This is a genomic window from Microbacterium sp. GCS4 (assembly GCF_001262495.1).
GTDB lineage: Bacteria > Actinomycetota > Actinomycetes > Actinomycetales > Microbacteriaceae > Microbacterium.
In genome coordinates, this window is the sequence record NZ_LGYE01000001.1 from 906,865 (window position 1) to 932,118 (window position 25,254).

Genomic DNA, 25,254 nt, shown 5'->3' on the forward strand with positions numbered 1-25,254 from the left:
AGACAGGAGAACGACAGGCGCGCCCTCTACGGTGGGGGGATGCTCACCCGATCCCTGGCCCGCGTGTACTGGACCTTCAGCCGCTGGACGCTCACAGTCGAGGCCGTCCCGACGCGGCCCACCGTGCTGATCGGAGCGCCACACACCTCCAACTGGGACTTCGTGCTCATGCTGGCGATCGCCTGGCGCCTGGGTGTCGACGTGCGGTGGCTCGGCAAAAAGAGCCTGTTCCGCGGCTGGCGCGGTCCGATCATGCGGCGGCTCGGAGGCATCCCCGTCGATCGCGCCGACCCCGCCCGAGTGGTCGGCGACGTGGTCGCGCAGGTCGAGGCCGGTGAGGTGTTCGGACTCGTCGTCACGCCCGACGGCACGCGACGCGGCAGTTCGCACTGGAAGTCGGGTTTCTATCGCATCGCGCGGGAGACAGGCATGCCCGTGACCCTCGGTTTCGTGGACAGAACGACCATGACCACGGGTCTCGGTCCCACGCTCGACCTCACGGGCGACGTCGCCGCCGACATGGACCGCATCCGCGCCTTCTACGCCGACAAGTCCGGCATCCGTCCGGAGTTCCGCCGCGAGCCGCGCCTGCGCGAGGAAGCGGATCAGACGCCCTTCTCGGTCTCCGATCGCGCGTAGTCGAGATCGTCGGCGTCGAGTTCCTCGGCCATGCCGACGACGGCGCCGGTGATCTCCCGGATCTCCTCTCGCGCGACCTCGCCGAGATGCGGCGCGTGCTCGAAGACATCGAGCCGCGCCTCGTCGGTCAGCTCGGGCCACCATTCCCTGATGGGTGGGAGCGTCATTCCGCACCCGCCGATATACGCGAGTCAAGAGTCTGGACACGATGCGACGCAGGCCGGAAGACTGAGCGGATGGACCCGGAAGAACGCCCCCTGCACCCGATCGAGCGCGACGACCGCGTCGACGGCCGCGACGAGACGCCCAACGAACGGGCCGACCGCAACTGGGACGAACTGCTGCAGGAGCTCCGGGTCATGCAGACCGGCACGCAGATCCTCACGGGCTTCCTCCTCGCAGTCGCGTTCCAGCCCCGGTTCACGGAACTGGATCTGTTCCAGCGCGACGTGTACGTGTTCCTCGTGGGCCTCGCCGCTCTGGCCACGATCCTGGCGCTCGCGCCGGTGGGCATGCACCGGGCTCTCTTCGGACGCGGCCGCAAGGCGCAGCTCGTCCGCATCGCCGCCCGGATCGTCCGCATCGACCTCATCGTGATTGCGGCGCTCACGGTCGGTGTGACGACCCTCATCATCGACTTCACGATCGGGCGCACTGCGGGCTTGATCGCGCTCATCGCCTCGATCGTCGTGGTGCTCGCGCTCTGGCTGGCGCTGCCGAGCCTCGCTCGCCGGGCCAAGGACGTCACGCAGAGCTGAGCGCTCAGCGCCCCGCAGGCGTGCGGTTCTCGGCACTCACCATCCACGCGAACTGCTCCAGGCTCTCCAGCACCGCATGCAGGATGTCGGCGGAGGTCGGATCCTCCTCGTCCACGGCGTCGTGCACGTCGCGCATCGTCGCGATCGCGGCCTCCAGCCGGGCGGTGATGAGGTCGATCGTCTCCTCGGTCGACACCTCGCCCATGGGGAACGCCGGCAGCGACGTCGTCTCGACGATCGTGTCGGTGCGTCCGTCCGGCACGGCGTGCAGCGCGCGCATGCGCTCGGCGACCGTGTCGCTGAACTCACGCGCCGCGTCGATGATCTCATCGAGCTGCCGGTGCGTGTCACGGAAATTGCGTCCGACGACATTCCAGTGCGCTTGCTTGCCCTGCAACGACAGTTCGATGAGGTCGACGAGCACGGTCTGCAGGTTCGCCGCCAGAGTCGGCGACGCCGTGAAGCCCTTCTCGGCGTTCTGACGACGGGTGGTCTTCGCGCCGCGCTTGGGGCCGGCGGTGGTGGTCTTCTTCTCAGCCATGATGTGTCCTCCTGGGCGGTGACGATAGCCCGTCGACCAGCGCGTTTCCGAGGGGGTTGACAGCCCCCGGCAGCCGGCCGATCGTGGCGGACGGAGGTACGGATGACCCACGGGAATCAACAGATCGACATCGCACCGCTCACCCCCGAGGATGCCGGGGAGGTGCTCACGCTGCAGCGGGCGGCGTTCGTGTCGGAGGCGCTGATCTACGGCAGCCCGGATATGCCGCCGCTCACCCAGACGCTCGCGGAGGTCGAGGCCGAGCTGAGATCAGGCAGCGGTCTGGGCGCGAGGATCGAGGGACGTCTCGTCGGGGCGATCCGATTCGTCGAGAATGACGGGATGCTGCTGGTCGGCCGCATCGCGATCGCCCCGGACGCGCAGGGTGAAGGCATCGGCCGGACGCTCCTCGACGCCGCCGAGCAGGCGTCGAATGCGCACACCGCCGAACTGTTCACGGGCAGCCTCAGCGAGGCCAACATCCGCCTCTACGAGGAGCTCGGCTACTCGGAGAGCGAGCGCATCCCCCAGGGCGACGGCACGGACCAGGTGTTCCTGCGCAAACCTCTGCATCCGGTGGGAGAACCCTCCGAACCGGGCGCGTCGGGTTGAACCGCGGGACGAGGTTCGGAATCGTGGCCCGGACACGTCGCGCCTGCCTCGTGTCCGCAACCGGAAGGAGAAAGCACATGCTCACCCTCACCGACAACGCCACCGCCATCGTCAACACTCTCGTCAGCCGTCAGACCGACGCCGCCGACGCCGGGCTCCGGATCCACTCCACGCCCGCCCCTGGACCCGACGGCGGCGCTCGCCTCGCCGTGCTGGTCACCCCCGACCCGGAGCCCGCCGACCAGGTCGTGGAGGTCTCGGGCACACGCCTCTTCCTCGACGAGACCGCGGCCGCCGCTCTCGACGACAAGATCCTCGACGCGGGTGTCGACGACGAGGGCTCCGTGTCCTTCGCCGTGCTCCCTCAGGCCTGACACACGGTCTTCACGGATGCCGCGGCTCGATGAGCCGCGGCATCCGTGCGTCCGCCTCGGTGCGCCGCTCGCGTAGGTTGGATGCTGAGCCCGCTTGTCCCGTCCCCCAAGGAGCGTCCCGCGCATGAAGATCGCGCTGCTGCGCCGTTACGTCGTCCTCGCCGAGACCCTGCACTTCCCGCGGGCCGCCGAGCAGCTCGGCATCCCGCTCGCGTCGCTCTACACCTCCCTCGACAAGCTCGAAGCCGAGGTCGGCCACACGCTCGTCAACCGGGAGGGAACCCCGCGGCTGACGAGCGTCGGAGCGCTCTTCCTCACTGAGGCGCGGGCCGCGGTCGCCGCCGCACCTCCGCCCGCGCCGAAAGCCGTGGCACCTGCCGGGGGCAAGGCCAAGGCGTCGAAGGGCAAGGGCCGCGCGCCGATCGTGAAGGGCCAGCCGAAGCCGTACAAGAAGCGCCAGGGACGCTGAGATCCCGAGATCAGCGCTCGGTGACCTGACCGTCTTCGACGATCCATCGACGGGTGGTCTGCACGGCATCCAGCATCCGCCGGTCGTGCGTCACGAGCAGCAAGGTCCCGGAGTATGTCTCGAGCGCCTGCTCCAGCTGCTCGATCGCCGGGAGGTCGAGGTGATTGGTGGGCTCGTCGAGAACCAGCAGGTTGACGCCGCGCGCTTGCAGGAGCGCAAGCGCGGCCCGGGTCCGCTCGCCCGGTGAGAGTCCGTCGACTCGGCGCGTCACGTGGTCGGCTTTGAGGCCGAACTTCGCGAGGAGCGTCCGCACGTCGGCGGAGGACATCTCCGGCACGAGGGCCTCGAACGCGTCGGCGAGCATGACATCGCCGTCGAGCAGGGACCGTGCCTGGTCGATCTCGCCGATCTGCACGCTGCTGCCGAGACTCGCGGTGCCCTCGCTCGGTTCCTGACGGCCGAGCAGCGTGCGCAGCAAGGTGGACTTCCCGGCGCCGTTCGGACCAGTGATACCGATGCGGTCGCCGGCGTCGACCTGCAACGAGACCGGACCGAGCGTGAACTCCCCCTGCCGCACGACCGCGCCGCTCAACGTCGACACGACGCTGCTGGAGCGCGGCGCCGAGCCGATCGTGAACTCGAGGCGCCATTCCTTGCGCGGCTCCTCGACCTCTTCGAGGCGAGCGATCCGGCTCTCCATCTGGCGCACCTTCTGCGCCTGCTTCTCGCTCGACTCCATCGACGCCTTGCGCTGGAGCTTGTCGTTGTCGGGCGACTTCTTCATTGCGTTGCGCACGCCCTGACTCGACCATTCGCGCTGCGTACGCGCGCGGGATACGAGGTCGGCCTTCTTCTCCGCGAACTCGTCGTACTTCTCGCGCAGGTGACGACGCACGACCGCCCGCTCCTCGATGTACGCGTCGTAGCCCCCGCCGTAGAGGCGATGCGAGTTCTGCGCGAGGTCCAGCTCCAGCACGCCGGTGACGCTGCGGGCCAGGAACTCCCGGTCGTGGCTGACCAGCACGACGCCGCCGCGCAAGCCGCGGACGAAAGCCTCGAGGCGGTCGAGCCCGTCCAGGTCGAGGTCGTTGGTCGGCTCGTCGAGGAACACGATGTCGAAGCGTGACAGGAGCAGCGCGGCGAGGCCCACGCGCGCGGCCTGGCCGCCCGAGAGACCCGTCATCTGCGCGTCGGCGACGGCGTCCGCGCCACCGGGGAAACCGAGGTCGGCGAGCACAGCAGGGATACGCTCGTCGAGGTCGGCCGCCCCGCTCGCGAGCCAGCGGTCGAGCGCCTCCGAGTACGCGTCGGCCGGATCGACGCCGACGGCGGCGAGCGCGGGATCGGCGAGCGCCGCGGCCGCAGCATCCATCTGCCGCGTCGCCTCGGCGCAACCGGTGCGGCGGGCGATGTACCCGGCGACGGTCTCGCCTTCGACGCGTTCGTGCTCCTGCGGGAGCCAACCCACGAAGGCGTCCGCCGGGGCGAGGGAGACCGTGCCGGAGATCGGCGAGTCGACGCCCGCGAGCAGGCGCAGCAGCGTCGACTTGCCGGCGCCGTTCGCGCCGACGACGCCGATCACATCGCCCGGGGCGACGGTCAGATCGAGTCCCTCGAACAGGATGCGGTGGCCGTGGCCTCCCGCGAGATCGTGGGCGACGAGGGTGGCGGTCATCAGACCATCCTCTCAGCCCGTGGCTGCGCGGACTCCGGATCGGGCTACTCGGAGCCGGACGGCGTCGTGGGTCTGGAGCTCGAAGCGCTGGCCCGGATAGCGGAGGCCCGAGAAGTACATGTTCGTGTGCGCGACGATTTGCTCGCCTGAGATCGGCACGCCTCCCCACTCGGTGTCGACCGTCGTGTGGGCGTCGCTCACGAGCGTGACGTCATAGCCGTCGGCGGCCGCGCGCTGCATGGTCGTGCGGACGCAGAAGTCCGACTGCGCCCCGGCGATCACGAGGCGCGTCGCACCGAGCCGGTCGAGCACCTCGCGCAGATCCGTGTCGGCGAACGAGTCACGATAGTCCTTGCGGATCACCGGCTCGTCGTCGGCACGACGCAGCGGCGCGGCGAGTTCCCACTCCGGGGTGCCGACGCCGACCGGGTCATGGTGCACCCAGATCACGGGCGTTCCCGCCTCGCGGGCACGCCGGACGAGGGCATCCGCGCGAGCGAGCACGCCGTGCTCGTCGACGCATCCCGTCATCACGCCGACCTGCATGTCGATCACCAGCACAGCGGTCGTCATGGCGTCAGTCCCAGTCGAGGTATTCCTCGATGATCACGCCGGTCTCGATCGGGTGATGCATCGGGAAGAGGTGGTCGCCGGCGATCGTCTTGATGCTGGAGCGATCGGGCACGCTCGCCTGCAGCGCCTCGGCGTTCGCGGGCGGGGTGTCGACGTCCTCCGTGCCCTGCACGATCAGCACCGGGATGGCCGGGGCGACCGGGATCTCGACGTCCTCGACGCCGAGCAGCAGCAGGCCGTTGGCGCGGTCGGTGTGCGCGGCGACGAGAGCGCGGGCGATCGTTCCGCCGTAGCCGTGCCCGCCGACCCAGGTGTCCTCGATGCCGACGTGGTCGATCACGGCGACGGCATCCGCGACCCGCTCTTCGAGCGAGGCCTCTCCGGTACGGTGACCGATGCGCAGGACGTGGAACCCGGCCTCCTCGGCGAGGTAGTGCGCGGCGACGCCCAGCACGTCGGCGGCGAGCCCCTGCTCCTGGATCAGGACCAGCTTGACCGGGCCGTCGCCCTCATCCGCGAAGGGGATGGCACGGCCGTCGGGCTCGAAGATCTGGGTGTCGGTCATGCGCGTGCGGCTCCTCGGTCGTCTGCAGGGGTCGTCGTCCAGCGTATCGCGGCGGGGTTAGGTTCGCCTCAGCGGGTGGTCGCGACGCGCGTCGCTCTGCAGGCGTGCGACGAGCAGGTCCAGCCATCCGCCGACACTGGCCCGTGCCTCGATCGTGTCGGGGTACCGGCACCGCAGATGCAGACCCGACTCGTCCAGGATGAACCACAGCATGACGCCGTCGGTGTCGGTCGCCGCGCTGACGTACTGGGCGTCGAGCCCGACGGAGTCGATGCGCACCGGCAAGCGTCGCAGGTCCAGCCAGGAGATCGCGAACATCCCCGGTGCGACGGGCATGCCACCCCAGGGGGCGAGGACATCGGCGAGCGGCCACCCGCCGAGTTGCACGGCCTCCTTCACCGCGGCTGCCGCGGCGTGGGGCTCGGCGGTGTCGGACTCGAGGACGGAGTTGGTGATGAACCACCCGACCGAGTCGTGCCATGTCTCCTCGAAGCGGCTGTGCACGGGGAACACTGCTCGCAGCGGGGCATCGGCGGACTCACGTGTGACCGCCGTCATCGCGACGACAGCGCGGACGAGCGTCGATACGCCGTCGTCACGGGCTTGCGCCGCAAATGCTGCGGCGTCGTCGACCCCGAACACATCGCGTACCTCCACGCGTTCGGGATGCCGCTCCGGAGTGCCGAGAGGCAGGGGGAACCGGGGCATGACACCACCGCTGTCGGCGATGATGTCCTCCCACCGCCGACGGACGCGGTCGGGGGCGGCATCCCGATCCCGCAGCGCCTGCGTGTGCTCGACGAACGCCGGCGCCGGTCCCGACAGGGATGCCGCGGCCGCCTCTCCCGCATCGAGCGCGGAAAGCAGGTCGCGCGCGATCACCAGCATCGACCACATGTCGACGTGCGCGTGGTCCGCCGCGATCACCACCGTGAGACCTGCGGCCGTCTCCAGCACGCACAGCCGGTGCGAGGGGCGCTGGTACGGCGAGCACGCGGCGTCGAGCACGTGTCGGAGCGCGTCGTTGACGGCCTGCCCCGGGGCCACCTCGTGCTCGACCCAGCGTCCGGGGCCGAGCTCGATCTCGTGCAGCGCCGGCTCTCCGTCGTCGCCGGGCACGAAGGCCGACCGCAGCGTGCCATGACGCGTGATGACGGCCAGCCAGGCCGCGGCGATCGCCTCCTTGCGGATGTGCGCCGGCAGTCGGAAGGAGAGGGCCATCCAGGAACCCGGCCGAGCACCGGCACCCACATGGAGCCTTTGGTCGAACGACACGGGAAGGCGCCGCCCGAGTGCGGACGCGCTGACGTCGTACCCCCACAGCCGCCCGAACGGAAGGCGGAGGTGTGTGACGTTGGTCAGCCGCATGGGGAGACCCTACCGTCCGGATACTCTGGAGCCCCGACACGACCGCCCCGCCGAGGCGGGTCGGTCTCTCACCGAGGAGTCTGATGCCCACATTCGAGGTCGCCGGAGCCGAGCTCGCTGTCGCGTTGAGCGATGAAGGCGGGCATCCGGTCGTCCAGCTGCATGGCCTCACGTCGAGCCGGGCCCGCGATCGGGTGCTCAACCTCGACCTCGGTCGGGGGCTCAGCGGCACTCGACTCCTCCGGTACGACGCGCGGGCACACGGCCGGTCGACCGGACGCTCCGTCGCCGAGGACTACCGGTGGCAGAACCTCGCCGACGACCTTCTGCGGCTGCTCGACCACTGGTTTCCCGGCGAGCGCGTCCACGGAGTCGGCCCCTCGATGGGAGCCGCGACCCTCGTGCATGCCGCGTCGCTCGAACCGGATCGCTTCACCGGGCTCACGCTCATGGTGCCCCCGACAGCCTGGGAGACCAGGCCCGCTCAGGCCGCGATCTACGGCGCAGCGGCCGCGCTGATCGAATCGGACGGCATCGACGCGTTCCTCGCCGTCTCGCGCATGTCCGCCCCGCCTCCGGCCACCGTCGGCGGCCCACAGACCCGACCCGACGTGCCGGATGCGCTGCTGCCGTCGCTCTTCCGGGGAGCAGCGCTCAGCGACCTGCCCGCCGCCGAGGCCGTCGCGCGCATCGAGGTGCCGACGACGATTCTGGCGTGGGTGGACGACCCCGGCCATCCACTCTCGACCGCAGAATCCCTCGTCGAGGTGCTCCCGCAGGCGACGCTGACGGTCGCCCGCACCCCGGAAGAGGTCGACGCCTGGCCCGAGGTCCTGCGGGCCGACGTCGATCGTCGGAGCTAGCCGCCGCACGCGAACGTCGCAGCGATATCCGCAGTGATATCTTCGTGCCGTGAAGCCGGAGTTCGGGGATGCCGCACGCGCGCCCTTCGTCGTGACGCTCGTCGTGGATCTGCCGATCACCAAGCTCGATGCGCTGGACACCATCGCGTTCGTGTCGGACAGCGCCGTCGCCGACGCACACACCGCGGCTCCTCGGGTGCCGCTGTCGTCCGACGCCTGGGCGGAGGTGCAGATCCCGCGCTTCGCCGACCCGCCGCCGCTCGCGATCGATGTCTGCTCCGACGCCAGCCGCACGACCGCGCGCGCGGCCGCAGACCGGCTCACGGAAGGGCTCGAGCGCGTCGGCTGGACCGTGCGTGCTCCGCACGAAGACGAGGTGTGAGCTCTGGCTCCCGGACCGCCGGCTCAGTTGTTGAAACGGAACTCCACGACGTCGCCGTCCTGCATGACGTAGTCCTTGCCCTCGAGGCGCGCCTTGCCCTTGGCGCGCGCCTCGACGACGGAACCGGTCTCGACGAGGTCGTCGAACGAGACGATCTCGGCCTTGATGAAGCCCTTCTCGAAGTCGGTGTGGATGACTCCGGCGGCCTGCGGCGCCTTGGCACCCTGCGGGATCGTCCACGCGCGAGCCTCCTTGGGGCCGGCGGTGAGGTACGTCTGCAGGCCGAGGGTGGCGAACCCGATACGGGCGAGCTGGTCGAGCCCGGACTCGTCCTGGCCGGTCGAGGCGAGCAGCTCCGCAGCATCCTCGGGGTCGAGGTCCTTGAGCTCCGACTCGATCTTCGCGTCGAGGAAGATCGCCTGCGCCGGCGCGACGAGCGCGGCCAGCTCCGCCTTGCGGGCGTCATCGGTGAGCACGCCCTCATCGACGTTGAAGACGAAGATCACGGGCTTCGAGGTCAGCAGACCGAGCTCGCGGATGGGGGCGAGGTCGAGTCCGCTGGTCGACAGCAGGATGCCGCGCTCGAGGGCATCCTTCGCGGCGACGGCCGTCTCGAGCACGAGGGGCTCGACCTTCTTGCCGCGCACCTCCTTCTCGTACCGTGCGATCGCCTTGTCGACGGTCTCGAGGTCGGCGAGCATGAGCTCGGCGTTGATGGTCTCCATGTCGGATGCCGGGTTCACGGCGCCGTCCACATGCACGACGTCGTCGTCGGCGAAGCCGCGGACGACCTGCGCGATCGCATCCGCCTCCCGGATGTTCGCGAGGAACTTGTTGCCGAGGCCCTCGCCCTCGCTCGCGCCCCGCACGATGCCGGCGATGTCGACGAACGACACCGCGGCGGGCAGGATGCGCTCGCTGTGGAAGATCTCGGCGAGCTTCTCGAGGCGCGGATCCGGCAGGTTCACCACACCGACGTTCGGCTCGATCGTCGCGAACGGATAGTTCGCCGCGAGCACGTCGTTCTTGGTCAGGGCGTTGAAGAGGGTGGACTTGCCGACGTTGGGCAGACCGACGATTCCGATAGTGAGAGCCACGGGGTACGAGTCTACCCGGCGCGCTCTTGAGCGCGGACCGGCCCGGCGCAGGCGCGGAGCGCGGAGGTAGGCGATGTCGCGGAGGTAGGCGGATTCGCCGCGAATCGTCCTTCCTCGGCGCCTCCTCCTACCTCGACGACCGGCGCGCACCTTCACGACGTAGACTCAGCTCTTGACGCTGCGATACGCCCTGGTCACGTAGGGCAGGTCGATCGTCGCCCCCTCCGCCAGCCCGAGCTCGTCGAACAGGGCGTCCATCTCGCGGCGGATGCGCTGCTTCTCCTCATCCGGCGCGGTGATGATGTAGCTGCGCGATGCGGCCATGCGGTGCAGCAGGTCGCGGGTGATCGGGCGCGCCCATTCCCAGGTGTGCTCCTCCAGCGCGCCCATCGGCGGTGCCACGACGGGTCCTCCCCCGGCCAGCATGACCTCGGCGTGGCTCCCGTGCATGATGCCGGTGAGGCGACGCACCCAGTCGACGCGCTCGTCGCGGATGTTCCAGATCAGACCCAGCACACCGCCGCCGCGCAGCACGCGTCCGACCTCCTCCGAGCCGCGCACCGGGTCGACCCAGTGCCAGGCCTGCCCGAGCACGACCGCGTCGACGCTCGCGTCCGGAAGGGGCAGCTGCTCGGCAGTGCCGACGAACGTGGGCACGCCGGGGACCCCTGCGCGCAGAGTAGCCAGCATCTCGGCATCCGGGTCGATCGCGACGACCTCGGCGCCCGGCGCCTTCGCGAGCACTCGAGTGAGCTTGCCCGTTCCCGCGCCGACGTCGGCGATCCGGTGCGAGTCCGCCGGCAGCGGCTCCAGCATCCACGCGACCGCCTCGAAGGGGTAATCGGGCCGGCCGAGCTCGTAGTTGTGCGCCTCGGCGCCGAAGGATGTCGACAGTCCATCACTCATGTCGCCAGCCTACGGCGCGTCCTCCTCGCACATCCGGCGCATCGGGAGAGAGTGAGGTCGTGCCCCTGGACTTCACCGCTATCGACTTCGAGACGGCGAACTCCAGCCCCGCCTCCGCGTGCTCCGTCGGACTCGTGCGGGTGCGCGACGGCCAGGTCGTCGCGACCGCCGGATGGCTCATCCGTCCGCCCGCCGGTCACGACGAGTTCCAGGAATGGAACGTCAAGATCCACGGCATCCGTCCGCACGACGTGCGCTCCGCCGCATCGTGGACCGAGCAGTTCGCGGACCTGTGCGACTTCGCAGGCTCAGACGTGCTCGTGGCCCACAACGCCGGCTTCGATCTCAACGTGCTGCGCCGCGCCTCGGAGGCGACCGCGACCAGCTGCCCTCCGTACCGCTCCCTGTGCAGCCTGCAGGTGGCCCGCAAGGTGTACGACCTCGACTCCTACCGGCTTCCGCGGGCCGCGGAAGCCGCGGGTTTCACCGGCTTCTCGCACCACGACGCCCTGGCCGACGCCCTCGCCTGCGCGCATATCGTGATGGATGCGGCCCGTCGCCTCGCGGCGCCCGATGTGTTCGCGCTTGCGAGCGTTCTCAAACTGCGCGTCACGGAGCCGGTCGTCGCGAGCCCCGAGCGCGCGGTCGCCTGAGCAACGGGCGGCTCTCCCCGAGTCGCTGCGCGGAATGTCCGAGGCCCCGGCCACCATGGACGCATGGATGCTCTCACGATCGTTCTCCTCCTGGTGGCGCTGCTCGTCGGCGGTGCCGTCGGGTGGATGCTGCGCTCCGGGCGTGGCGCGGCGGAGATCGCGCGCGCGGAGGCCGAGCTGGCTGCCGCGCGCGACGACCGCGACCGTCAGTACGACCTCTATCGCGACGCCGTCGAGCACAGTCGTCAGGAGCAGCGGGCCGAGGCGCAGCGCGTGCAGCAGCAGAACGCCGTGCTGACGGCTCTCGCGCCCGTGCGTGAGAGCCTGCAGCAGATGCAGAGCAAGGTCGCGGCGATGGAGACCGACCGTCAGGCGCAGTTCGGCTCCCTCGCCGAACAGCTGCGGCGCGCTCAGGAATCAGATGAGGCGCTGCGGGCGACGACGGAGTCCCTTGCCGGTGCGCTTCGCTCGACGGCCACCCGCGGCGTCTGGGGCGAGACTCAGCTGCGGCGTGTCGTCGAGGCCGCCGGGCTCACCCGGCACGTCGACTTCGACCTCCAGACGACCATCACCTCCGACCGCGGCCAGGGGCGCCCCGACATGGTGATCCGGCTCGCGGGCGGAGCCTCGATCGCAGTCGACGCGAAGGTGCCGCTCGACGCCTACCTGCAGGCGTCTGCACTCCCCCTCGGGGATGCGCACGAGACTCAGCGCCGTGCACTGCTTCAGAAGCACGTAAAGGCCGTGCGCGCGCACATCGACGCCCTCGCGAAGAAGGCGTACTGGTCAGGGCTCGAGGCGGGGCCGGAGTTCGTCATCTGCTTCCTGCCGAGCGAGTCTCTGCTGGCCGCGGCGATCGATGAGGATCCGACGTTACTCGATCACGCGTTCGGTCAGCGCGTCGCATTGGCCTCGCCCGTGAACCTCTGGGCCGTGCTGAAGACCGTCGCCTACACGTGGACGCAGCAAGAGGTGTCTACCGAGGCACGCGCCCTGTTGACGCTGGGCACGCAGCTGTATGACCGCCTCGGCGTGCTCGCCGGGCATGCCGACGACCTGCGTCGAGCGCTGGAGCGCACGGTCGACACCTACAACCGCTTCGCCGGGTCGCTCGAGAGCCGGGTGCTCGTCACCGCACGGCAGTTCCCCGGCATCGATGCGTCCGGTCTCGACAGCGCCCCCGCCCGGGTCACCGCGCAGCCTCGCCGCTTCACCGCGATCGAGCTTGTCGGCGACGAGGAGAGCACCCGCGCCGACGGTTCCGACGAGAAGATGGACGTGCAGATGGACGTGCGCACGGACGAACGCACTGAGGAGCCGCATCTCCGGGCAGACGTCGGCGAGGTCCGCGGCCGGCTGGATTCGGGGGGTGCGACCCACCGCCGCTGATCAGGCGACGCCGGGGACGCCGCTCAGCAGCAGGATGACGAGCCCGCTCGTGACGACGAACGCGCCGACCATCCACCACGAGCTGAGCTCGTGTCCTTCGTCCCGACGCTTGCGGAACAGCACGTCCGCACGGCGAGCAGGGTCCGTCACCACGACAGCCGGAGGGGCGGACGTGGACGCCGCGGGCGCTGCTGCTCCCGGCGCCGACGCCTCGTCGACGTTCACCCGAAGGATTCGACCGGTGTTCGTGGTGACGATCTTCGTCCGTGCGGGGATTCCGCTCGTGTGCTGCGTTGCCATGTGCTCGCCCTCCTCAGCCTGCGGTGCCTGGCGGCTCCGTCGACGGCGACAAACCCAGGCTCAATTGTGCCATGAGGGGCGTGCAAACCCGGTTTCGGGCCTCGAACGATGGATGACGGGTCGGTAACGATGCCCCGACGAACGGCTCCGATCGGGGCTCAGAGAGGGTCTCCGGAACGGCTCAGAGCCACTTGGAGACGAGGTGCTCCGAAGCGATTCGACGCAGCGTTCCCGAGGCGCCGCGCAGCACGACGCTCTCCGTGTAGATGTAGCCGCCCTCACGACGCACTCCACCGACCAGCTGTCCGTCGGTGACCCCCGTGGCGACGAAGATCGTGTTGTCGCCCCGCACGAGGTCGTCGGCCTCATAGACCTTGTCCATGTCGAGACCCGCGTCGATCCCGCGCTGGCGCTCATCGTCGTCTCGTGGCCACAGCCGCCCCTGGATGTGACCGCCGAGCGCCTTGATCGCGCAGGCCGTCACGATGCCCTCCGGGCTGCCGCCCACGCCCACGCACATGTCGGTGCGGGCCGCATGACGGGCGGCATTGATGCCGCCGGCGACATCGCCGTCGCTCATGAGGCGGGTTCCCGCACCGGCGTCGCGGATCTCCTGGATGAGCTTCTCGTGGCGCGGACGGTTCAGCACGGAGACGACGATCTCGTCGACCGGCTTGCCGAGAGCTCCGGCCAGCTTGCGGATGTTCTCGCCGATCGGGAGGCGGATGTCGACGACGCCGACGCCGGCAGGTCCCGTCACGAGCTTGTCCATGTAGAAGACGCTCGATGCGTCGAGCATCGAACCGCGATCGGACACCGCGATGACGGAGAGGGCGTTCTGCCGACCGGCGGCCGTGAGCGAGGTGCCGTCGATCGGGTCAACGGCGATGTCGCACTCCGGGCCGACACCCGTGCCGACCTCCTCGCCGTTGAACAGCATCGGCGCGTTGTCCTTCTCGCCCTCGCCGATCACGACACGGCCCTGGAACGCCACCGTCCCGAGGAACGCCCGCATGGCGTCGACGGCGGCGCCGTCCGCTGCCTCCTTGGCGCCGCGGCCGATGAACGGCACGGCGCGGATGGCCGCGGCCTCGGTCGCACGCACCAGCTCCATTGCGAGATTTCGGTCAGGACGCAGGGGGCTCAGATCGGCCGTCAGACTCACCATGCGGTCAGCATAGCCAGCCAGGGGCGCGCAAACGCTCCGTTTTCGTCTCCCGCGACACGAAGAAAGCACGATTCTTAACATCAGCGCAGGAGATCGCATCCCCCGATGTCGGCTCCCCGGCATCCACCTGTCGTCCCCGATAGAGTGACTGCTGTCCCGGCTTCACCTATCGCAGGAGTTCTCATGCCCGTCGCCACCCCGGATCAGTACGCCGAAATGCTCGACCGCGCGAAGGCCGGCGGCTTCGCGTACCCCGCATTCAACGTCTCGAGCTCGCAGACCATCAACTCCGTCCTCCAGGGCCTGACCGAGGCCGGCTCCGACGGCATCATCCAGGTCACGACGGGCGGTGCCGACTACTTCGCCGGCCACACCGTCAAGGCCCGCGCCACGGGCGCACTCGCGTTCGCGCGCTACGCCACCGAGGTCGCCAAGAACTACCCGGTCACGGTCGCCCTGCACACCGACCACTGCCCCAAGGATGCGCTCGCCGGCTTCGTCGAGCCCCTCATCGCCGCCTCGGAGGACGAGGTCAAGGCGGGTCGCAACCCGATCTTCCAGTCGCACATGTGGGACGGCTCGGCCGTGCCGCTCGCCGAGAACATCGAGATCGCCAAGGACCTCCTCCCTCGCATGAAGGCGATCAACGCGATCCTCGAGGTCGAGATCGGCGTCGTCGGAGGCGAGGAGGACGGCGTCGCGCACGAGGGCTCGAACGAGGCCCTCTACACGACCTTCGCCGACGTCGACCAGGCCGTCCAGGCGCTGGGCCTCGGCGAGCAGGGCCGCTACATCGCCGCCCTCACGTTCGGCAACGTGCACGGCGTGTACAAGCCCGGAGGCGTCAAGCTGCGCCCCGAGCTGCTGGGCGAGATCCAGCAGCAGGTCGCCGCGAAGTACAACACCTCGGAGAAGCCGCTCGACCTCGTCTTCCACGGCGGCTCGGGTTCGACCGACGAGGAGATCGCGCTCGCTGTCGCCAACGGCGTCATCAAGATGAACATCGACACCGACACGCAGTACGCCTACACGCGGGCGATCGCGGACTACATGTTCAAGAACTACGACGGCGTCCTCAAGGTCGACGGTGAGGTCGGGAACAAGAAGCAGTACGACCCGCGCGCCTGGGGCAAGATCGCGGAGACGGCGATGGCCGCCCGCGTCGTGGAGTCCACTCGCCAGCTCGGCTCCTACGGCCAGTCGCAGAGCTGACCCGCGCTCAGACGACGGATGCCCCCGGCCGATCGGCCGGGGGCATCCGTGTATCCGAGTCGACGAAGCTCAGGAGCCGGAGCTGCGAGCGATGTACTCCATGAACGCGGGATCCCCCATGAGCGGGATCGCGACGCAGATGGAGGTGGCGATCATGGTGACCACCGCTCCGACGAGTGGCACCCACCAGGCGACGAGTCCGCGACGCAGTCTGCGGATCGCGACCGCGGCGGTGAGCGACCAGCCGACGACCAGGACTATCGCGGCGATGGTCCCCCAGAGTCTGCCTTGCGCGTAGTTCGTGAACTCGCCCTCGACTCCGACGATGCGCATGACCTCGTTCATGGCCGTCGCGAAGTCGAGGTAGGACAGACCGGTCATGACGACGTTGATCAGGCCGTAGGCGAGCAGACCGATCGTGATGACCCGGTCCACCGGGTGCGAGCGTTTCACGGGCGCCTCGACAGCCGTGGGCGCGACAGGCGCCTGCTCGACCAGCACGGGAGGCGCTTGATCCAGCGGGGGCAGACCAGCGGCCCTGCGCTGCTCCTCGGGAGTCGCGAGCTCCCCGTACTGCGGACGCTGATCGCTCATTCCGACATGGTATCCGGCGCGCATCGGAGCGGCTCCCAGCCGGAAGGGTCCGAAGACGGTGACGGCCCCGGAGGCATGGGGAATCCTCGGGGCCGCGGACGGCGAGCACTGGGGACACCCGCCGTCCTGGTGGAACAGGACACTGGGGAGGCCCCGCCACCTGTGGACGTCGTTCGCACAGACGTCCACATCTTCGAGCCTAGGGAGGCGCGGAGTGGGTCGCCAGAGCTGTTTCTTCAGATGGTGAAACGGCGTCAGATCGAGAACTCGCCGGCCGGGAGGGCTCCATCGAGAGAGTCGGCTCCGAGCTGCAGGGACAGCCGCCGCGCGGTGCGCTGCAGGGATGTCACGAGAGCCCTGTCGACGACCGCATGGTCGGCGGGGAGCGAGATCGCGAGGGATGCGGAGACGTTCGGCGCCACGACGGGCACGGCCACGCAGGTGTTCCCGATCGCGTACTCCTCCTGATCGACCGTGAAGCCCGGCGAATGCTCGAGCTGCGTGAGCAGAGTGCGCCGATCGCTGATCGTCCGCGGCGTCAACTCCTCGAGACGATGGCGGGACAGGTAGTCGAGGCGCTCCTCGTCCGAAAGGTCCGTGAGGATCTGCTTGCCGAGCGCCGTCGCATGGGCGCTCGCATCCAGGCCGACCCAGAGCTCGATGCGCGGATTGCGCACGGCATCCACGATGTCCACCAGGTGCATCTCGCCGTCGTGGAAGCGAGACAGGTACGCCGTGGCGCCGACCTCCTCCGTCACCTCGCGCAGCGCGGAGCGCACCCGCGCGAGGAACACGCCCCGCGCATCGGCCTCGGTCTGGAACGCCGGGAACCGCGAACCCAGGACGAGGCCGTCAGGCTCGTTGGACAGGTAGCCCTCGTGGATGAGCGTCCGCACGAGGTTGTATGTCGTGCCGAGTGTGAGACCCGTGATCGCCGCGAGCATCTTGACCTGGAGCGGTCTCGGAGAGTTGGCGACGATGTCGACCAGGCGCAACGCGCGTTGCACGGACCCGATGAGGGTCGGCTCCGCTTCCGCGGCGCTCATCGTCCTACGCGCTTCCGCCGGATGCGCGTCCCCCCAGAGCGCGAGCGTCACGCTGACCGGACGAGTCCTGGCGCAGCTCCTTCGGCAGGGAGAACATCAGGTCCTCCTCTGCCGTCTTCACCTCTTCGACATCGCGGTAACCGGCATCGCCGATCGCGTCGAGGACCTCGCGCACGAGGACCTCAGGCACCGAGGCGCCGCTCGTCACGCCGACGGTCTCGACGCCGTCGAGCCACTCCTGCTGGATCTCCTCCGCATAGTCCACGCGGTAGGCGGCCTTCGCGCCGTACTCGAGGGCGACCTCGACCAGACGGACGCTGTTCGACGAGTTCGAGGATCCGACGACGATGACGAGATCGGCGTTCGCGGCGACCTTCTTGATGGCGACCTGGCGGTTCTGCGTCGCATAGCAGATGTCATCGGACGGCGGATTCTGCAGATCGGGGAAACGGGTGCGAAGCCGGTTGACGGTCTCCATGGTCTCGTCGACCGAGAGCGTGGTCTGCGACAGCCACACGACCTTCTTCGGATCCTTCACCTGCACGGTGTCGGCCTCCTCCGGGGAGTTCACGACCGTGACGTGGTTCGGCGCCTCGCCCGCCGTGCCCTCGACCTCCTCGTGGCCGTCGTGGCCGATCAGGAGGATCTCGAAGTCGTCACGCGCGAAGCGCACCGCCTCGCGATGCACTTTGGTGACCAGCGGACAGGTCGCGTCGATGGCGTGGAGACCGCGATCGGATGCCGCGTTCACGACCGCGGGCGACACGCCGTGCGCACTGAACACCACGTGAGCACCCTCGGGAACCTCATCGACCTCCTCCACGAAGATCGCGCCCTGCGCCTCGAGCTCGGTCACGACGTGGATGTTGTGGACGATCTGCTTGCGCACGTACACCGGCGCACCGTAGCGCTCGAGCGCCTTCTCCACGGCGACCACGGCGCGGTCGACGCCGGCGCAGTAACCACGCGGCGCCGCGAGCAGAACGCGCTTGTGTCCGGTGACCGGGTTATCCTGAAGCCGCCCGGCAGCCGCACGCACTCGAGGGACACGCGGGGCGGGGAGATGAACGGCAGTCGAAGTCACACTCCGATTCTACCGTCGGCTGCCTGAGCGGGACCGGGAAGGTGCAGTGAGCGGATGACCGTCTTCGAAGCGTCGACGAGATCGGGAGAGACCCCGCCGGCCGACGCCGTCGCCCCGCGCGACTCCTCGGCCGAAGCTCCTACCTCCGTCGCGCGGCTCAACGCGACCATCCGGGACTTCGTGGCGCGCTGGAACACCGTCTGGGTGGAGGGCGAGATCACGTCCTGGAACGTCCGCGCCGGCAACGTCTTCGCGCGACTCAAGGACACGCGCTCCGACGCGCAGATCTCGATCCGGATCTGGTCGAGCGTGCGTGCACGCATCCCGAACGACCTCGGCGTCGGCGACCACGTGGTCGCGGCGGTCAAGGCCGACTATTTCGTGAAGGCCGGCGACTTCAGCTTCGCGGTCTCCGCCATGAAGCACGTCGGGCTCGGCGACCAGCTCGAACGGCTCGAGCGCCTGCGCGCGCAGCTTCGCCAGGAAGGCCTCTTCGACCCCGCCCGCAAGAAGCGACTTCCGTTCCTGCCGCACATGATCGGCCTCATCACGGGTGAGAGATCGGATGCCGAGAAGGACGTGCACCGCAACGCGGAGCTGCGCTGGCCCCAGGTGCGCTTCCGCACGGAGTACGCGGCCGTGCAGGGCGACCGCTGCGTGCCCGACACCCTGGCGGCACTCGCGCGCCTGGATGCCGACCCCGACGTCGACGTGATCGTGATCGCCCGCGGCGGCGGGGATCCGCAGACGCTCCTCGGGTTCAGCGACGAGCGTCTCGTTCGAGCCGTCGCGGCGGCGAAGACGCCCATCGTGAGCGCGATCGGGCATGAGAACGACCACCCGCTGCTCGACGACGTGGCGGATCTCCGCGCCTCGACGCCGACCGACGCCGCGAAGCGCGTCGTCCCGGACGTGAGCGAGCAGCGCGCCCTCATCGCCCAGCTCCGCTCACGCGCCACCATGCGACTGACGCAGCGCGTGTCCCACGACATCGCCCAGCTCGAGCAGCTGCGGTCGCGTCCTGCGTTGCGCTCCCCCGACCCGATCACCGACGCACGCTCGCAGGAGGTCTGGCTGCTGCTCTCCCGCGGACGCGACACCGTCACCCGACGGCTGGACGCCGCCGGACGCGCCACGAGCGAGCTGCGCGCCTCGCTGCGAGCGCTGTCGCCCGCCGCGACGCTCGCCCGCGGTTACGCCATCGCGCACCTCGACGGCGGGGTGATCCTCCGCGACGCCGCCGACGCCCCGTCCGGAAGCACCCTCACGATCACGGTCGACCGAGGCTCGATCGCGGCCCGCTCGGAAGGCGAGATCGCCGAGAGCGCCGATCCCCGGCCCGCGTGATCGACGCCTGTCCGCCCGCAGGGGCGCCGTCGCGCACCGCGTAGGATGGATGGCGTGAGTGCGCTGAACGACACCCCCGTTGACACGCTGTCGTTCGAGGCCGCGCGTGACGAGCTCGTGAAGGTGGTGTCGGAGCTCGAACAGGGCGCGCCGACCCTCGAGCAGTCGCTCGCGCTGTGGGAGCGTGGCGAGGCCCTCGCGGCGCGCTGCGAGGAGTGGCTCCTGGGCGCGAAGCGCCGCCTCGACGCCGCGCGCGCCGCAGCATCCGATGCTCCCGACGAGGATGCGTCGTGAGCAAGCGCCCACCCGTGGTCGCCGAACTCGGCCGCCCGGAGACCCCGGAGGAGACGGCGACCCGCAAGGCGGAGTTCAGCCGGGCCTACCGGTCGAGCCAGACCATCCGCGGACTCGTCGCAGCGCTCATCGCGACCCTCGCGATCGTCGCCGTGATCGTGTTCGCGGTGCCACGCGGCGAGCCGGCAACCCCCCAGACGATCGATGTCGCCCGCATCGCCGCCGACGTCGAGACCACCATGGGCAGCCCCGTGATCGTCCCGATCGACGACGACTTCTGGCGGGTCAACGCCGCAGGTCTCACCAGCGACGCGACCGTGGTGTGGGACGTCACACTGGCCCCCGCATCCGAGAACGAACGCGGCTTCGTGAAGTTCGCCCAGGCGTTCGACGCCGATTCGTCCTGGGCCCCGCAGCGGTTGAACGGCATCGCACCCACCGACACGACGACGATCGGCGGGCTCGAGTGGGATGTCTACTCGCTCGGCGACGCCGGCGCGAAGCAGAACATCACCTACGCGATCGGCACGCAGGCCGGCGACGACTACGTGCTCCTGTACGGCTCACGATCGGCCGATTCGACCGCCGAGCTCGCGGAGTCCCTCGTCCCCCAGATCCGCGAACTCTCGGAGTCCTCATGACACAGACGCTCACCCCCACTGCCGCCTGGAAGCAGATGCAGGACGGCAACCAGCGGTTCGTCGACGACGCGCCCCGGCATCCGAATCAGGACGTCGCGCGTCGTCGCCACCTCGCCGAAGCCCAGCATCCCGTCGCGACGCTGTTCGGATGCTCGGACTCGCGACTCGCCGCCGAGATCATCTTCGACCTCGGCCTCGGCGACCTCTTCGTCGTCCGCAACGCCGGTCAGGTGATCGGCGAATCCATCGTCGCGAGCCTCGAGTACGCGGTCGCCGTGCTCGAAGTGCCTCTCATCGTCGTGCTCGCCCACGACTCGTGCGGCGCCGTGCGCGCCGCCATCGACGGCACCGCGATCGACGCGGCTCCCCTCCCCCCGCACATCTGGAAGCTCGTCGCCCCGATCGTCCCCGCCGCCCGCAAGGTCCTCGCCGAGAGCGGCGGGAGCACCGTCGACGAGATCGACGCCGAACTCGTCGGCCGAGAGCACCTGCGCAACACGGTCGGCGACCTGCTGCAGTCGTCCGAGATCATCTCGAACGCCGTCGCGGAGGGCCGCTTGGGCATCGTGGGTGCGAACTACCGCCTGGCGGAGGGCACCGCCGTGCCCGTCATCACGGTGGGCATCGAGACCGACGGAATCGAGACCGAGGGGCAGAGCCCCGCAACCAAGGAAGGTTCGGAATGACCGACACCCAGCAGGAGTACCGCATCGAGCACGACACCATGGGCGAGGTGCGGGTACCCGTGAACGCGCTCTACGGGGCGCAGACGCAGCGCGCCGTGGAGAACTTCCCGATCTCGGGCAAGGGACTGGAGTCGGCGCAGATCGCCGCGCTCGCGCGCATCAAGAAGGCCGCAGCGCTCGCGAACAAGGACCTCGGCACCCTCGACGGCGCGATCGCCGACGCCATCGCCCAGGCTGCCGACCAGGTCGCCACCGGTGCGCACGACGGCGAGTTCCCGGTCGACACGTACCAGACCGGATCCGGCACGTCGTCGAACATGAACATGAACGAGGTCCTCGCGACGCTCGCGACCCGCATCCTCGGCGCGAACGTCCACCCGAACGACCACGTGAACGCCTCGCAGTCGTCGAACGACGTCTTCCCGACCTCGGTGCACATCGCCGTCACGCAGGCCCTGATCGACACGCTCATCCCGGCCCTCGACCACCTCGCGGTCGCCCTGGAGGCCAAGGCCGAGCTGTGGAAGGACGCCGTCAAGTCCGGCCGCACGCATCTCATGGACGCGACTCCGGTCACGCTCGGCCAGGAGTTCGGCGGCTACGCGCGCCAGATCCGCCTCGGCATCGAGCGCGTGCAGTCGGCGCTCCCCCGCGTCGCCGAGGTGCCCCTGGGCGGCACCGCCACCGGCACCGGCATCAACACCCCTCTCGGCTTCCCGCAGAAGGTCATCGCGCTGCTCGCGGCCGAGACCGAGCTGCCGATCACCGAGGCCAAGGACCACTTCGAGGCGCAGGGAGCCCGCGACGGCCTCGTCGAGGCGTCCGGCGCGCTGCGCACGATCGCCGTCTCGCTCACCAAGATCAACAACGACCTGCGCTGGATGGGCTCCGGGCCGAACACGGGTCTCGGCGAGCTGCACATCCCCGACCTGCAGCCCGGCTCGTCGATCATGCCCGGCAAGGTCAACCCCGTCGTCCCGGAGGCCGTGCTCATGGTGTGCGCGCGCGTGATCGGCAACGACGCCACGGTCGCCTGGGCCGGAGCATCCGGGTCCTTCGAGCTCAACGTCGCGATCCCGGTCATGGGCACGGCGCTGCTCGAGTCGATCCGCCTCCTCGCGAACGCCTCGCGCGTGCTCGCCGACAAGACGGTCGACGGTCTGCAGGCCAACACCGAGCGCGCTGCGGCCTTCGCGGGCATGAGCCCGTCGATCGTGACTCCGCTCAACAAGCTCATCGGCTACGAGGCGGCCGCGAAGATCGCGAAGCACTCGGTCGCCAAGGGCATCACGGTGCGGGATGCCGTGATCGACCTCGGCTACGTCGAGCGCGGCGAGCTCACCCTGGAGCAGCTGGACGAGAAGCTCGACCTGCTGTCGATGACGCACCCGGGCTGACTCCGGATCACGGTCCCGGTTTCCACTTCGGGGGCCGACACGCCAGATCACCGCCGGGGCACGTGTTCCGGACCGAGATCTGGCGTGTCGGCCCCCATTCTGTGTCCCACGACATCTCCTCCACAGGAGTCGATTTCGGTGATGTGTCCCCGACTACCGGGGGAGATGACGAGCGACGGATGCCGGGGCGTGACGAGCCCGACACGCTGGGTCGATGCTCTCGCCTCACGACGTCATCACCAGCCTCGGCGGTCTCGCGCGCGGGACAACCCTGCAGAGTTTCGGTGTCACGCGTCAGCGTCTATCCCACGCGGTGCGCCGCGGTGAGATCGAGCGCGTGCGCCCCGGCTTGTTCGCGACAGGCTCCGTGCACGGCGACGTCCGTGAGGCAGCTCTGCATGGTGGCGCCCTCTCATGCACCTCTGCGCTGCGCCTGCACGGGGTCTGGGTGCTTGAGGACGGTCCTCGACCACACGTCTGGATCGGACGCCGAGGTCGCGCGCGCGAGCACGACGCATGCCGGTGCATCGGTCACTACTTCCGGGGCGACGTCCCGCTCGGCGCGGTCGATGTCGAGACGGCTCTCGTGCACGTCCACCGCTGTCGCGGAGACGAATCCTTCTTCGCGTCACTGGAGTCCGCTCTCAACCTCGGCCGACTGAGCCGGGCGGCGGTGCAGCGTATCCGCCGGGCTCTGCCGGGGTATGCCCGTTGGCTCGTCGACCTCGCACGAGCCGATGCCCAGAGCGGACTCGAGTCCCTGCTCCGCATCCGTCTCCACCTTCTGGGCTTCGTGCTCGCATGTCAGGTCGCCATTGACGGCGTCGGTCGCGTCGACTTCGTCGTCGGTGGGCGTCTGATCATCGAAGTCGACGGGCGAGAGAATCACACCGGGGCTGCGAGAAGACACCGCGATCTGATGCGGGATGCCGCGGCGTCGGCCGCCGGATACGAGACGTTGCGCTTCAGCTACGCCCAAATCGTCCACGACTGGCCGACAGTGCAGGCCGCTGTCCTCGGCGCCGCCGCACGCCTTCGCGACCACGCGTGACGGTTCGGGGGCCGACTCGCCACATGCCGCCCGTTCCCTCCCGAAACTGGTGCGATCTGGCGTGTCGGCCCCCGAAATGTCACCCCGGAACGACCGGCCCTGGACGGGTCGAACGGAACCGTCGCTCCGAGACGTCAGCGGATGCCGCCCCACGGCATCCGCTGACGGGCGGGCTCAGCTGAGCTCGCCACCCTCCAGGAGCTCGGTCACGAGCGCCGCGATCGCGGAGCGCTCGGACCTCGTGAGCGTGACGTGCGCGAACAGGTCGTGGCCCTTGAGCGTCTCGATGACGCTGGCGATGCCGTCGTGGCGGCCGACCCGGAGGTTGTCTCGCTGGCCGACGTCGTGCGTGAGGATGACTCGCGAGTTCTGTCCCATTCGGCTCAGGACCGTGAGGAGGACGTTCCGCTCGAGCGACTGCGCCTCGTCGACGATCACGAACGCATCGTGCAGCGAGCGACCGCGGATATGCGTGAGCGGGAGCACTTCGAGCAGTCCGCGCTCGACGACCTCCTCCATGACGTTGCCGGAGACCACGGAGCCGAGCGTGTCGAACACCGCCTGCCCCCAGGGGCCCATCTTCTCGCCCTGGTCTCCGGGGAGGTAGCCGAGCTCCTGCCCGCCGACCGCGAAGAGCGGCCGGAACACGATGATCTTCTTCTGCTGCTGGCGCTCCAGCACGGCCTCGAGGCCTGCGCACAGCGCGAGCGCCGACTTGCCGGTTCCCGCGCGCCCGCCGAGCGAGACGATGCCGACCTCGGGATCGAGCAGCAGATCGATCGCGATGCGCTGCTCGGCCGAGCGTCCGTGCATCCCGAAGATGTCGCGGTCGCCGCGCACCAGACGGTACTCGCCGTCGCCCGTGACCCGCCCCAGCGCCGAACCGCGCTCGGAGTGGATGATGAGCCCGGTGTTGATCGGCAGACCGCGGGCGTCCTCGCTGATGCCGACCTCGCTCTCGTACAGGTCGCTGATCTCGTCTCCCGAGAGATCCAGCGTCGTGATCCCGGTCCACCCGGAGTCGACGGCCTGCTCGGCGAGGTACTCCTCGGCGCGGAGGCCGAGCGACGCGGCCTTGACGCGCATCGGGAGGTCCTTCGACACGATCGTGACGTCCTGCCCGTCCTGCGCGAGATGCATCGCGACCGAGAGGATGCGGCTGTCGTTGTCGCTCAGGCGGATGCCGGCGGGGAGCACCGAGGTGTCGGCGTTGGCGAGCTCGACACGGAGCGTGCCGCCCTCGCCGACCTCCACCGGGAAGTCCAGGCGACCGTGCTCGATGCGGAGGTCGTCGAGGTGACGGAGGGCCTGCCGCGCGAAGTACCCGATCTCCGGGTCGTGGCGCTTGCCTTCGAGCTCGGTGATGACGACGACCGGGAGGACGACGGAGTGCTCCGCGAACCGGAACAGCGCCTGCGGATCGCTCAGCAGGACCGAGGTGTCCAGCACGTACGTGCGGAGATCCTGATCAGGGACCGCGGACGTCGCCCGCTTCGTCGTCTTACGGGTGGACTGCTGCGCGGTGCTGGTGGACTGCTGCGCTGTACGTGAGGTCACGACCCACTCCCGA

Annotated in this window: 30 protein-coding genes; 16 read left to right on the forward strand and 14 right to left on the reverse strand. The window is 69.5% G+C overall.

Features of this window, described 5'->3' with window-relative positions; all coding sequences use genetic code 11:
• The first annotated feature begins 39 nt into the window (after positions 1–39).
• Positions 40–639: a 1-acyl-sn-glycerol-3-phosphate acyltransferase gene (locus tag AKH00_RS04460; RefSeq protein WP_050721458.1), complete on the forward strand. Its 600-nt coding sequence runs from the start codon at positions 40–42 to the stop codon at positions 637–639.
• Here AKH00_RS04460 and AKH00_RS04465 read toward each other — a convergent pair.
• Complete coding sequence (locus AKH00_RS04465) at positions 606–806, reverse strand: hypothetical protein (RefSeq protein WP_050721459.1); 201 nt, start codon at positions 804–806, stop codon at positions 606–608. The genes AKH00_RS04460 and AKH00_RS04465 overlap by 34 nt on opposite strands.
• Before the next feature lie 69 nt (positions 807–875).
• Between AKH00_RS04465 and AKH00_RS04470 the strand changes: the two genes are divergently transcribed.
• On the forward strand, positions 876–1,397 hold the full coding sequence (locus AKH00_RS04470) for a DUF6328 family protein (RefSeq protein WP_050721460.1): 522 nt from the start codon (positions 876–878) through the stop codon (positions 1,395–1,397).
• A gap of 4 nt (positions 1,398–1,401) precedes the next feature.
• Here the strand turns inward: AKH00_RS04470 and AKH00_RS04475 are convergent, their stop codons facing one another.
• Entirely contained in the window at positions 1,402–1,938 is a 537-nt protein-coding gene (locus AKH00_RS04475) for a Dps family protein (RefSeq protein WP_050721461.1), read from the reverse strand.
• A gap of 102 nt (positions 1,939–2,040) precedes the next feature.
• On the opposite strand from AKH00_RS04475, the gene AKH00_RS04480 reads away from it, so the two are divergent.
• From AKH00_RS04480 to AKH00_RS04490, 3 genes are all read left to right on the forward strand, one after another.
• Positions 2,041–2,550 (forward strand): GNAT family N-acetyltransferase, encoded by a 510-nt coding sequence (locus AKH00_RS04480; RefSeq protein ID WP_050721462.1) that lies wholly within the window; start codon positions 2,041–2,043, stop codon positions 2,548–2,550.
• Positions 2,551–2,627: 77 nt separating this feature from the next.
• Positions 2,628–2,924 carry a Fe-S cluster assembly protein HesB gene (locus AKH00_RS04485; protein WP_050721463.1) on the forward strand — a complete coding sequence of 99 codons (297 nt, stop codon included), beginning with the start codon at positions 2,628–2,630 and terminating at the stop codon, positions 2,922–2,924.
• A 124-nt stretch (positions 2,925–3,048) separates the two neighbouring features.
• Complete coding sequence (locus AKH00_RS04490) at positions 3,049–3,393, forward strand: LysR family transcriptional regulator (protein WP_050721464.1); 345 nt, start codon at positions 3,049–3,051, stop codon at positions 3,391–3,393.
• A 10-nt stretch (positions 3,394–3,403) separates the two neighbouring features.
• Here the strand turns inward: AKH00_RS04490 and AKH00_RS04495 are convergent, their stop codons facing one another.
• From AKH00_RS04495 to AKH00_RS04510, 4 genes are read right to left on the reverse strand one after another with little or no spacing between them, the layout of a single operon-like run.
• Complete coding sequence (locus AKH00_RS04495) at positions 3,404–5,068, reverse strand: ABC-F family ATP-binding cassette domain-containing protein (protein WP_050721465.1); 1,665 nt, start codon at positions 5,066–5,068, stop codon at positions 3,404–3,406.
• A 12-nt stretch (positions 5,069–5,080) separates the two neighbouring features.
• A complete protein-coding gene (locus AKH00_RS04500) occupies positions 5,081–5,641 on the reverse strand; it encodes an isochorismatase family protein (protein WP_050721466.1) in 561 nt (186 codons plus the stop codon).
• Positions 5,642–5,645: 4 nt separating this feature from the next.
• Positions 5,646–6,206: an alpha/beta fold hydrolase gene (locus AKH00_RS04505; protein WP_050721467.1), complete on the reverse strand. Its 561-nt coding sequence runs from the start codon at positions 6,204–6,206 to the stop codon at positions 5,646–5,648.
• A gap of 57 nt (positions 6,207–6,263) precedes the next feature.
• Positions 6,264–7,427, reverse strand: a complete 1,164-nt coding sequence (locus AKH00_RS04510; protein ID WP_235556689.1) for a condensation domain-containing protein — start codon at positions 7,425–7,427, stop codon at positions 6,264–6,266.
• Positions 7,428–7,657: 230 nt separating this feature from the next.
• Between AKH00_RS04510 and AKH00_RS04515 the strand changes: the two genes are divergently transcribed.
• Both AKH00_RS04515 and AKH00_RS04520 read left to right on the forward strand, forming a co-directional pair.
• On the forward strand, positions 7,658–8,437 hold the full coding sequence (locus tag AKH00_RS04515; protein WP_050721468.1) for an alpha/beta fold hydrolase: 780 nt from the start codon (positions 7,658–7,660) through the stop codon (positions 8,435–8,437).
• A 49-nt stretch (positions 8,438–8,486) separates the two neighbouring features.
• Complete coding sequence (locus tag AKH00_RS04520) at positions 8,487–8,819, forward strand: hypothetical protein (protein ID WP_050721469.1); 333 nt, start codon at positions 8,487–8,489, stop codon at positions 8,817–8,819.
• Positions 8,820–8,842: 23 nt separating this feature from the next.
• Here AKH00_RS04520 and ychF read toward each other — a convergent pair whose 3' ends face one another.
• Both ychF and AKH00_RS04530 read right to left on the reverse strand, forming a co-directional pair.
• A complete protein-coding gene (gene ychF, locus AKH00_RS04525; protein WP_050721470.1) occupies positions 8,843–9,916 on the reverse strand; it encodes a redox-regulated ATPase YchF in 1,074 nt (357 codons plus the stop codon).
• A gap of 165 nt (positions 9,917–10,081) precedes the next feature.
• Positions 10,082–10,822: a class I SAM-dependent methyltransferase gene (locus AKH00_RS04530; protein WP_050721471.1), complete on the reverse strand. Its 741-nt coding sequence runs from the start codon at positions 10,820–10,822 to the stop codon at positions 10,082–10,084.
• Positions 10,823–10,881: 59 nt separating this feature from the next.
• Between AKH00_RS04530 and AKH00_RS04535 the strand changes: the two genes are divergently transcribed.
• Both AKH00_RS04535 and AKH00_RS04540 read left to right on the forward strand, forming a co-directional pair.
• A complete protein-coding gene (locus AKH00_RS04535) occupies positions 10,882–11,475 on the forward strand; it encodes an exonuclease domain-containing protein (RefSeq protein WP_050721472.1) in 594 nt (197 codons plus the stop codon).
• 63 nt (positions 11,476–11,538) lie between these two features.
• A complete protein-coding gene (locus AKH00_RS04540) occupies positions 11,539–12,864 on the forward strand; it encodes a DNA recombination protein RmuC (protein WP_050721473.1) in 1,326 nt (441 codons plus the stop codon).
• On the opposite strand, the gene AKH00_RS04545 is transcribed toward AKH00_RS04540, so the two are convergent.
• Positions 12,865–13,164 carry a hypothetical protein gene (locus tag AKH00_RS04545; RefSeq protein ID WP_082297394.1) on the reverse strand — a complete coding sequence of 100 codons (300 nt, stop codon included), beginning with the start codon at positions 13,162–13,164 and terminating at the stop codon, positions 12,865–12,867.
• A gap of 181 nt (positions 13,165–13,345) precedes the next feature.
• The gene (glpX, locus tag AKH00_RS04550; RefSeq protein WP_050721474.1) at positions 13,346–14,332 is read right to left on the reverse strand and encodes a class II fructose-bisphosphatase; all 987 of its coding nucleotides are present in this window, start codon (positions 14,330–14,332) and stop codon (positions 13,346–13,348) included.
• A 183-nt stretch (positions 14,333–14,515) separates the two neighbouring features.
• On the opposite strand from glpX, the gene fbaA reads away from it, so the two are divergent.
• Complete coding sequence (fbaA, locus tag AKH00_RS04555; protein WP_050721475.1) at positions 14,516–15,544, forward strand: class II fructose-bisphosphate aldolase; 1,029 nt, start codon at positions 14,516–14,518, stop codon at positions 15,542–15,544.
• Positions 15,545–15,613: 69 nt separating this feature from the next.
• Here the strand turns inward: fbaA and AKH00_RS04560 are convergent, their stop codons facing one another.
• From AKH00_RS04560 to AKH00_RS04570, 3 genes are all read right to left on the reverse strand, one after another.
• On the reverse strand, positions 15,614–16,138 hold the full coding sequence (locus AKH00_RS04560; protein WP_050721476.1) for a DUF6264 family protein: 525 nt from the start codon (positions 16,136–16,138) through the stop codon (positions 15,614–15,616).
• Positions 16,139–16,392: 254 nt separating this feature from the next.
• The gene (locus AKH00_RS04565) at positions 16,393–17,184 is read right to left on the reverse strand and encodes an IclR family transcriptional regulator (RefSeq protein ID WP_050722049.1); all 792 of its coding nucleotides are present in this window, start codon (positions 17,182–17,184) and stop codon (positions 16,393–16,395) included.
• Between the two features lie 4 nt (positions 17,185–17,188).
• On the reverse strand, positions 17,189–18,268 hold the full coding sequence (locus AKH00_RS04570; protein ID WP_200903796.1) for a 4-hydroxy-3-methylbut-2-enyl diphosphate reductase: 1,080 nt from the start codon (positions 18,266–18,268) through the stop codon (positions 17,189–17,191).
• A 54-nt stretch (positions 18,269–18,322) separates the two neighbouring features.
• Here AKH00_RS04570 and xseA point away from each other — a divergent pair, with 54 nt between their 5' ends.
• The 6 genes from xseA (at position 18,323) to AKH00_RS04600 (ending at position 23,684) form a co-directional block, all read left to right on the forward strand.
• The gene (xseA, locus tag AKH00_RS04575; RefSeq protein ID WP_050721478.1) at positions 18,323–19,615 is read left to right on the forward strand and encodes an exodeoxyribonuclease VII large subunit; all 1,293 of its coding nucleotides are present in this window, start codon (positions 18,323–18,325) and stop codon (positions 19,613–19,615) included.
• 54 nt (positions 19,616–19,669) lie between these two features.
• Positions 19,670–19,909: an exodeoxyribonuclease VII small subunit gene (locus tag AKH00_RS04580; RefSeq protein ID WP_235556690.1), complete on the forward strand. Its 240-nt coding sequence runs from the start codon at positions 19,670–19,672 to the stop codon at positions 19,907–19,909.
• The gene (locus tag AKH00_RS04585) at positions 19,906–20,550 is read left to right on the forward strand and encodes a DUF4245 family protein (protein ID WP_050721480.1); all 645 of its coding nucleotides are present in this window, start codon (positions 19,906–19,908) and stop codon (positions 20,548–20,550) included. Before AKH00_RS04580 ends, AKH00_RS04585 begins: the two co-directional genes overlap by 4 nt.
• Positions 20,547–21,236: a carbonic anhydrase gene (locus tag AKH00_RS04590; RefSeq protein ID WP_050721481.1), complete on the forward strand. Its 690-nt coding sequence runs from the start codon at positions 20,547–20,549 to the stop codon at positions 21,234–21,236. The genes AKH00_RS04585 and AKH00_RS04590 overlap by 4 nt, the downstream gene beginning before the upstream one ends.
• The gene (locus AKH00_RS04595; RefSeq protein ID WP_050721482.1) at positions 21,233–22,633 is read left to right on the forward strand and encodes a class II fumarate hydratase; all 1,401 of its coding nucleotides are present in this window, start codon (positions 21,233–21,235) and stop codon (positions 22,631–22,633) included. Before AKH00_RS04590 ends, AKH00_RS04595 begins: the two co-directional genes overlap by 4 nt.
• A gap of 214 nt (positions 22,634–22,847) precedes the next feature.
• Entirely contained in the window at positions 22,848–23,684 is an 837-nt protein-coding gene (locus tag AKH00_RS04600) for a DUF559 domain-containing protein (protein ID WP_082297395.1), read from the forward strand.
• 174 nt (positions 23,685–23,858) lie between these two features.
• Here the strand turns inward: AKH00_RS04600 and AKH00_RS04605 are convergent, their stop codons facing one another.
• Entirely contained in the window at positions 23,859–25,241 is a 1,383-nt protein-coding gene (locus AKH00_RS04605) for a PhoH family protein (RefSeq protein WP_050721483.1), read from the reverse strand.
• Positions 25,242–25,254: the final 13 nt, after the last annotated feature.

Coding starts and splice junctions, on each gene's coding strand:
- AKH00_RS04540 (WP_050721473.1), top strand. CDS start 11,539: ATGGATGCTCTCACGATCGTTCTCCTCCTGGTGGCGCTGCTCGTCGGC.
- AKH00_RS04505 (WP_050721467.1), bottom strand. CDS start 6,206: ATGACCGACACCCAGATCTTCGAGCCCGACGGCCGTGCCATCCCCTTC.
- AKH00_RS04470 (WP_050721460.1), top strand. CDS start 876: ATGGACCCGGAAGAACGCCCCCTGCACCCGATCGAGCGCGACGACCGC.
- AKH00_RS04485 (WP_050721463.1), top strand. CDS start 2,628: ATGCTCACCCTCACCGACAACGCCACCGCCATCGTCAACACTCTCGTC.
- AKH00_RS04545 (WP_082297394.1), bottom strand. CDS start 13,164: ATGGCAACGCAGCACACGAGCGGAATCCCCGCACGGACGAAGATCGTC.
- AKH00_RS04590 (WP_050721481.1), top strand. CDS start 20,547: ATGACACAGACGCTCACCCCCACTGCCGCCTGGAAGCAGATGCAGGAC.
- AKH00_RS04600 (WP_082297395.1), top strand. CDS start 22,848: ATGCTCTCGCCTCACGACGTCATCACCAGCCTCGGCGGTCTCGCGCGC.
- AKH00_RS04500 (WP_050721466.1), bottom strand. CDS start 5,641: ATGACGACCGCTGTGCTGGTGATCGACATGCAGGTCGGCGTGATGACG.
- AKH00_RS04530 (WP_050721471.1), bottom strand. CDS start 10,822: ATGAGTGATGGACTGTCGACATCCTTCGGCGCCGAGGCGCACAACTAC.
- glpX (WP_050721474.1), bottom strand. CDS start 14,332: ATGGTGAGTCTGACGGCCGATCTGAGCCCCCTGCGTCCTGACCGAAAT.
- AKH00_RS04490 (WP_050721464.1), top strand. CDS start 3,049: ATGAAGATCGCGCTGCTGCGCCGTTACGTCGTCCTCGCCGAGACCCTG.
- AKH00_RS04515 (WP_050721468.1), top strand. CDS start 7,658: ATGCCCACATTCGAGGTCGCCGGAGCCGAGCTCGCTGTCGCGTTGAGC.
- xseA (WP_050721478.1), top strand. CDS start 18,323: ATGACCGTCTTCGAAGCGTCGACGAGATCGGGAGAGACCCCGCCGGCC.
- AKH00_RS04510 (WP_235556689.1), bottom strand. CDS start 7,427: ATGGCCCTCTCCTTCCGACTGCCGGCGCACATCCGCAAGGAGGCGATC.
- AKH00_RS04560 (WP_050721476.1), bottom strand. CDS start 16,138: ATGAGCGATCAGCGTCCGCAGTACGGGGAGCTCGCGACTCCCGAGGAG.
- fbaA (WP_050721475.1), top strand. CDS start 14,516: ATGCCCGTCGCCACCCCGGATCAGTACGCCGAAATGCTCGACCGCGCG.
- AKH00_RS04460 (WP_050721458.1), top strand. CDS start 40: ATGCTCACCCGATCCCTGGCCCGCGTGTACTGGACCTTCAGCCGCTGG.
- AKH00_RS04595 (WP_050721482.1), top strand. CDS start 21,233: ATGACCGACACCCAGCAGGAGTACCGCATCGAGCACGACACCATGGGC.
- AKH00_RS04465 (WP_050721459.1), bottom strand. CDS start 806: ATGACGCTCCCACCCATCAGGGAATGGTGGCCCGAGCTGACCGACGAG.
- AKH00_RS04480 (WP_050721462.1), top strand. CDS start 2,041: ATGACCCACGGGAATCAACAGATCGACATCGCACCGCTCACCCCCGAG.
- AKH00_RS04475 (WP_050721461.1), bottom strand. CDS start 1,938: ATGGCTGAGAAGAAGACCACCACCGCCGGCCCCAAGCGCGGCGCGAAG.
- AKH00_RS04565 (WP_050722049.1), bottom strand. CDS start 17,184: ATGAGCGCCGCGGAAGCGGAGCCGACCCTCATCGGGTCCGTGCAACGC.
- AKH00_RS04495 (WP_050721465.1), bottom strand. CDS start 5,068: ATGACCGCCACCCTCGTCGCCCACGATCTCGCGGGAGGCCACGGCCAC.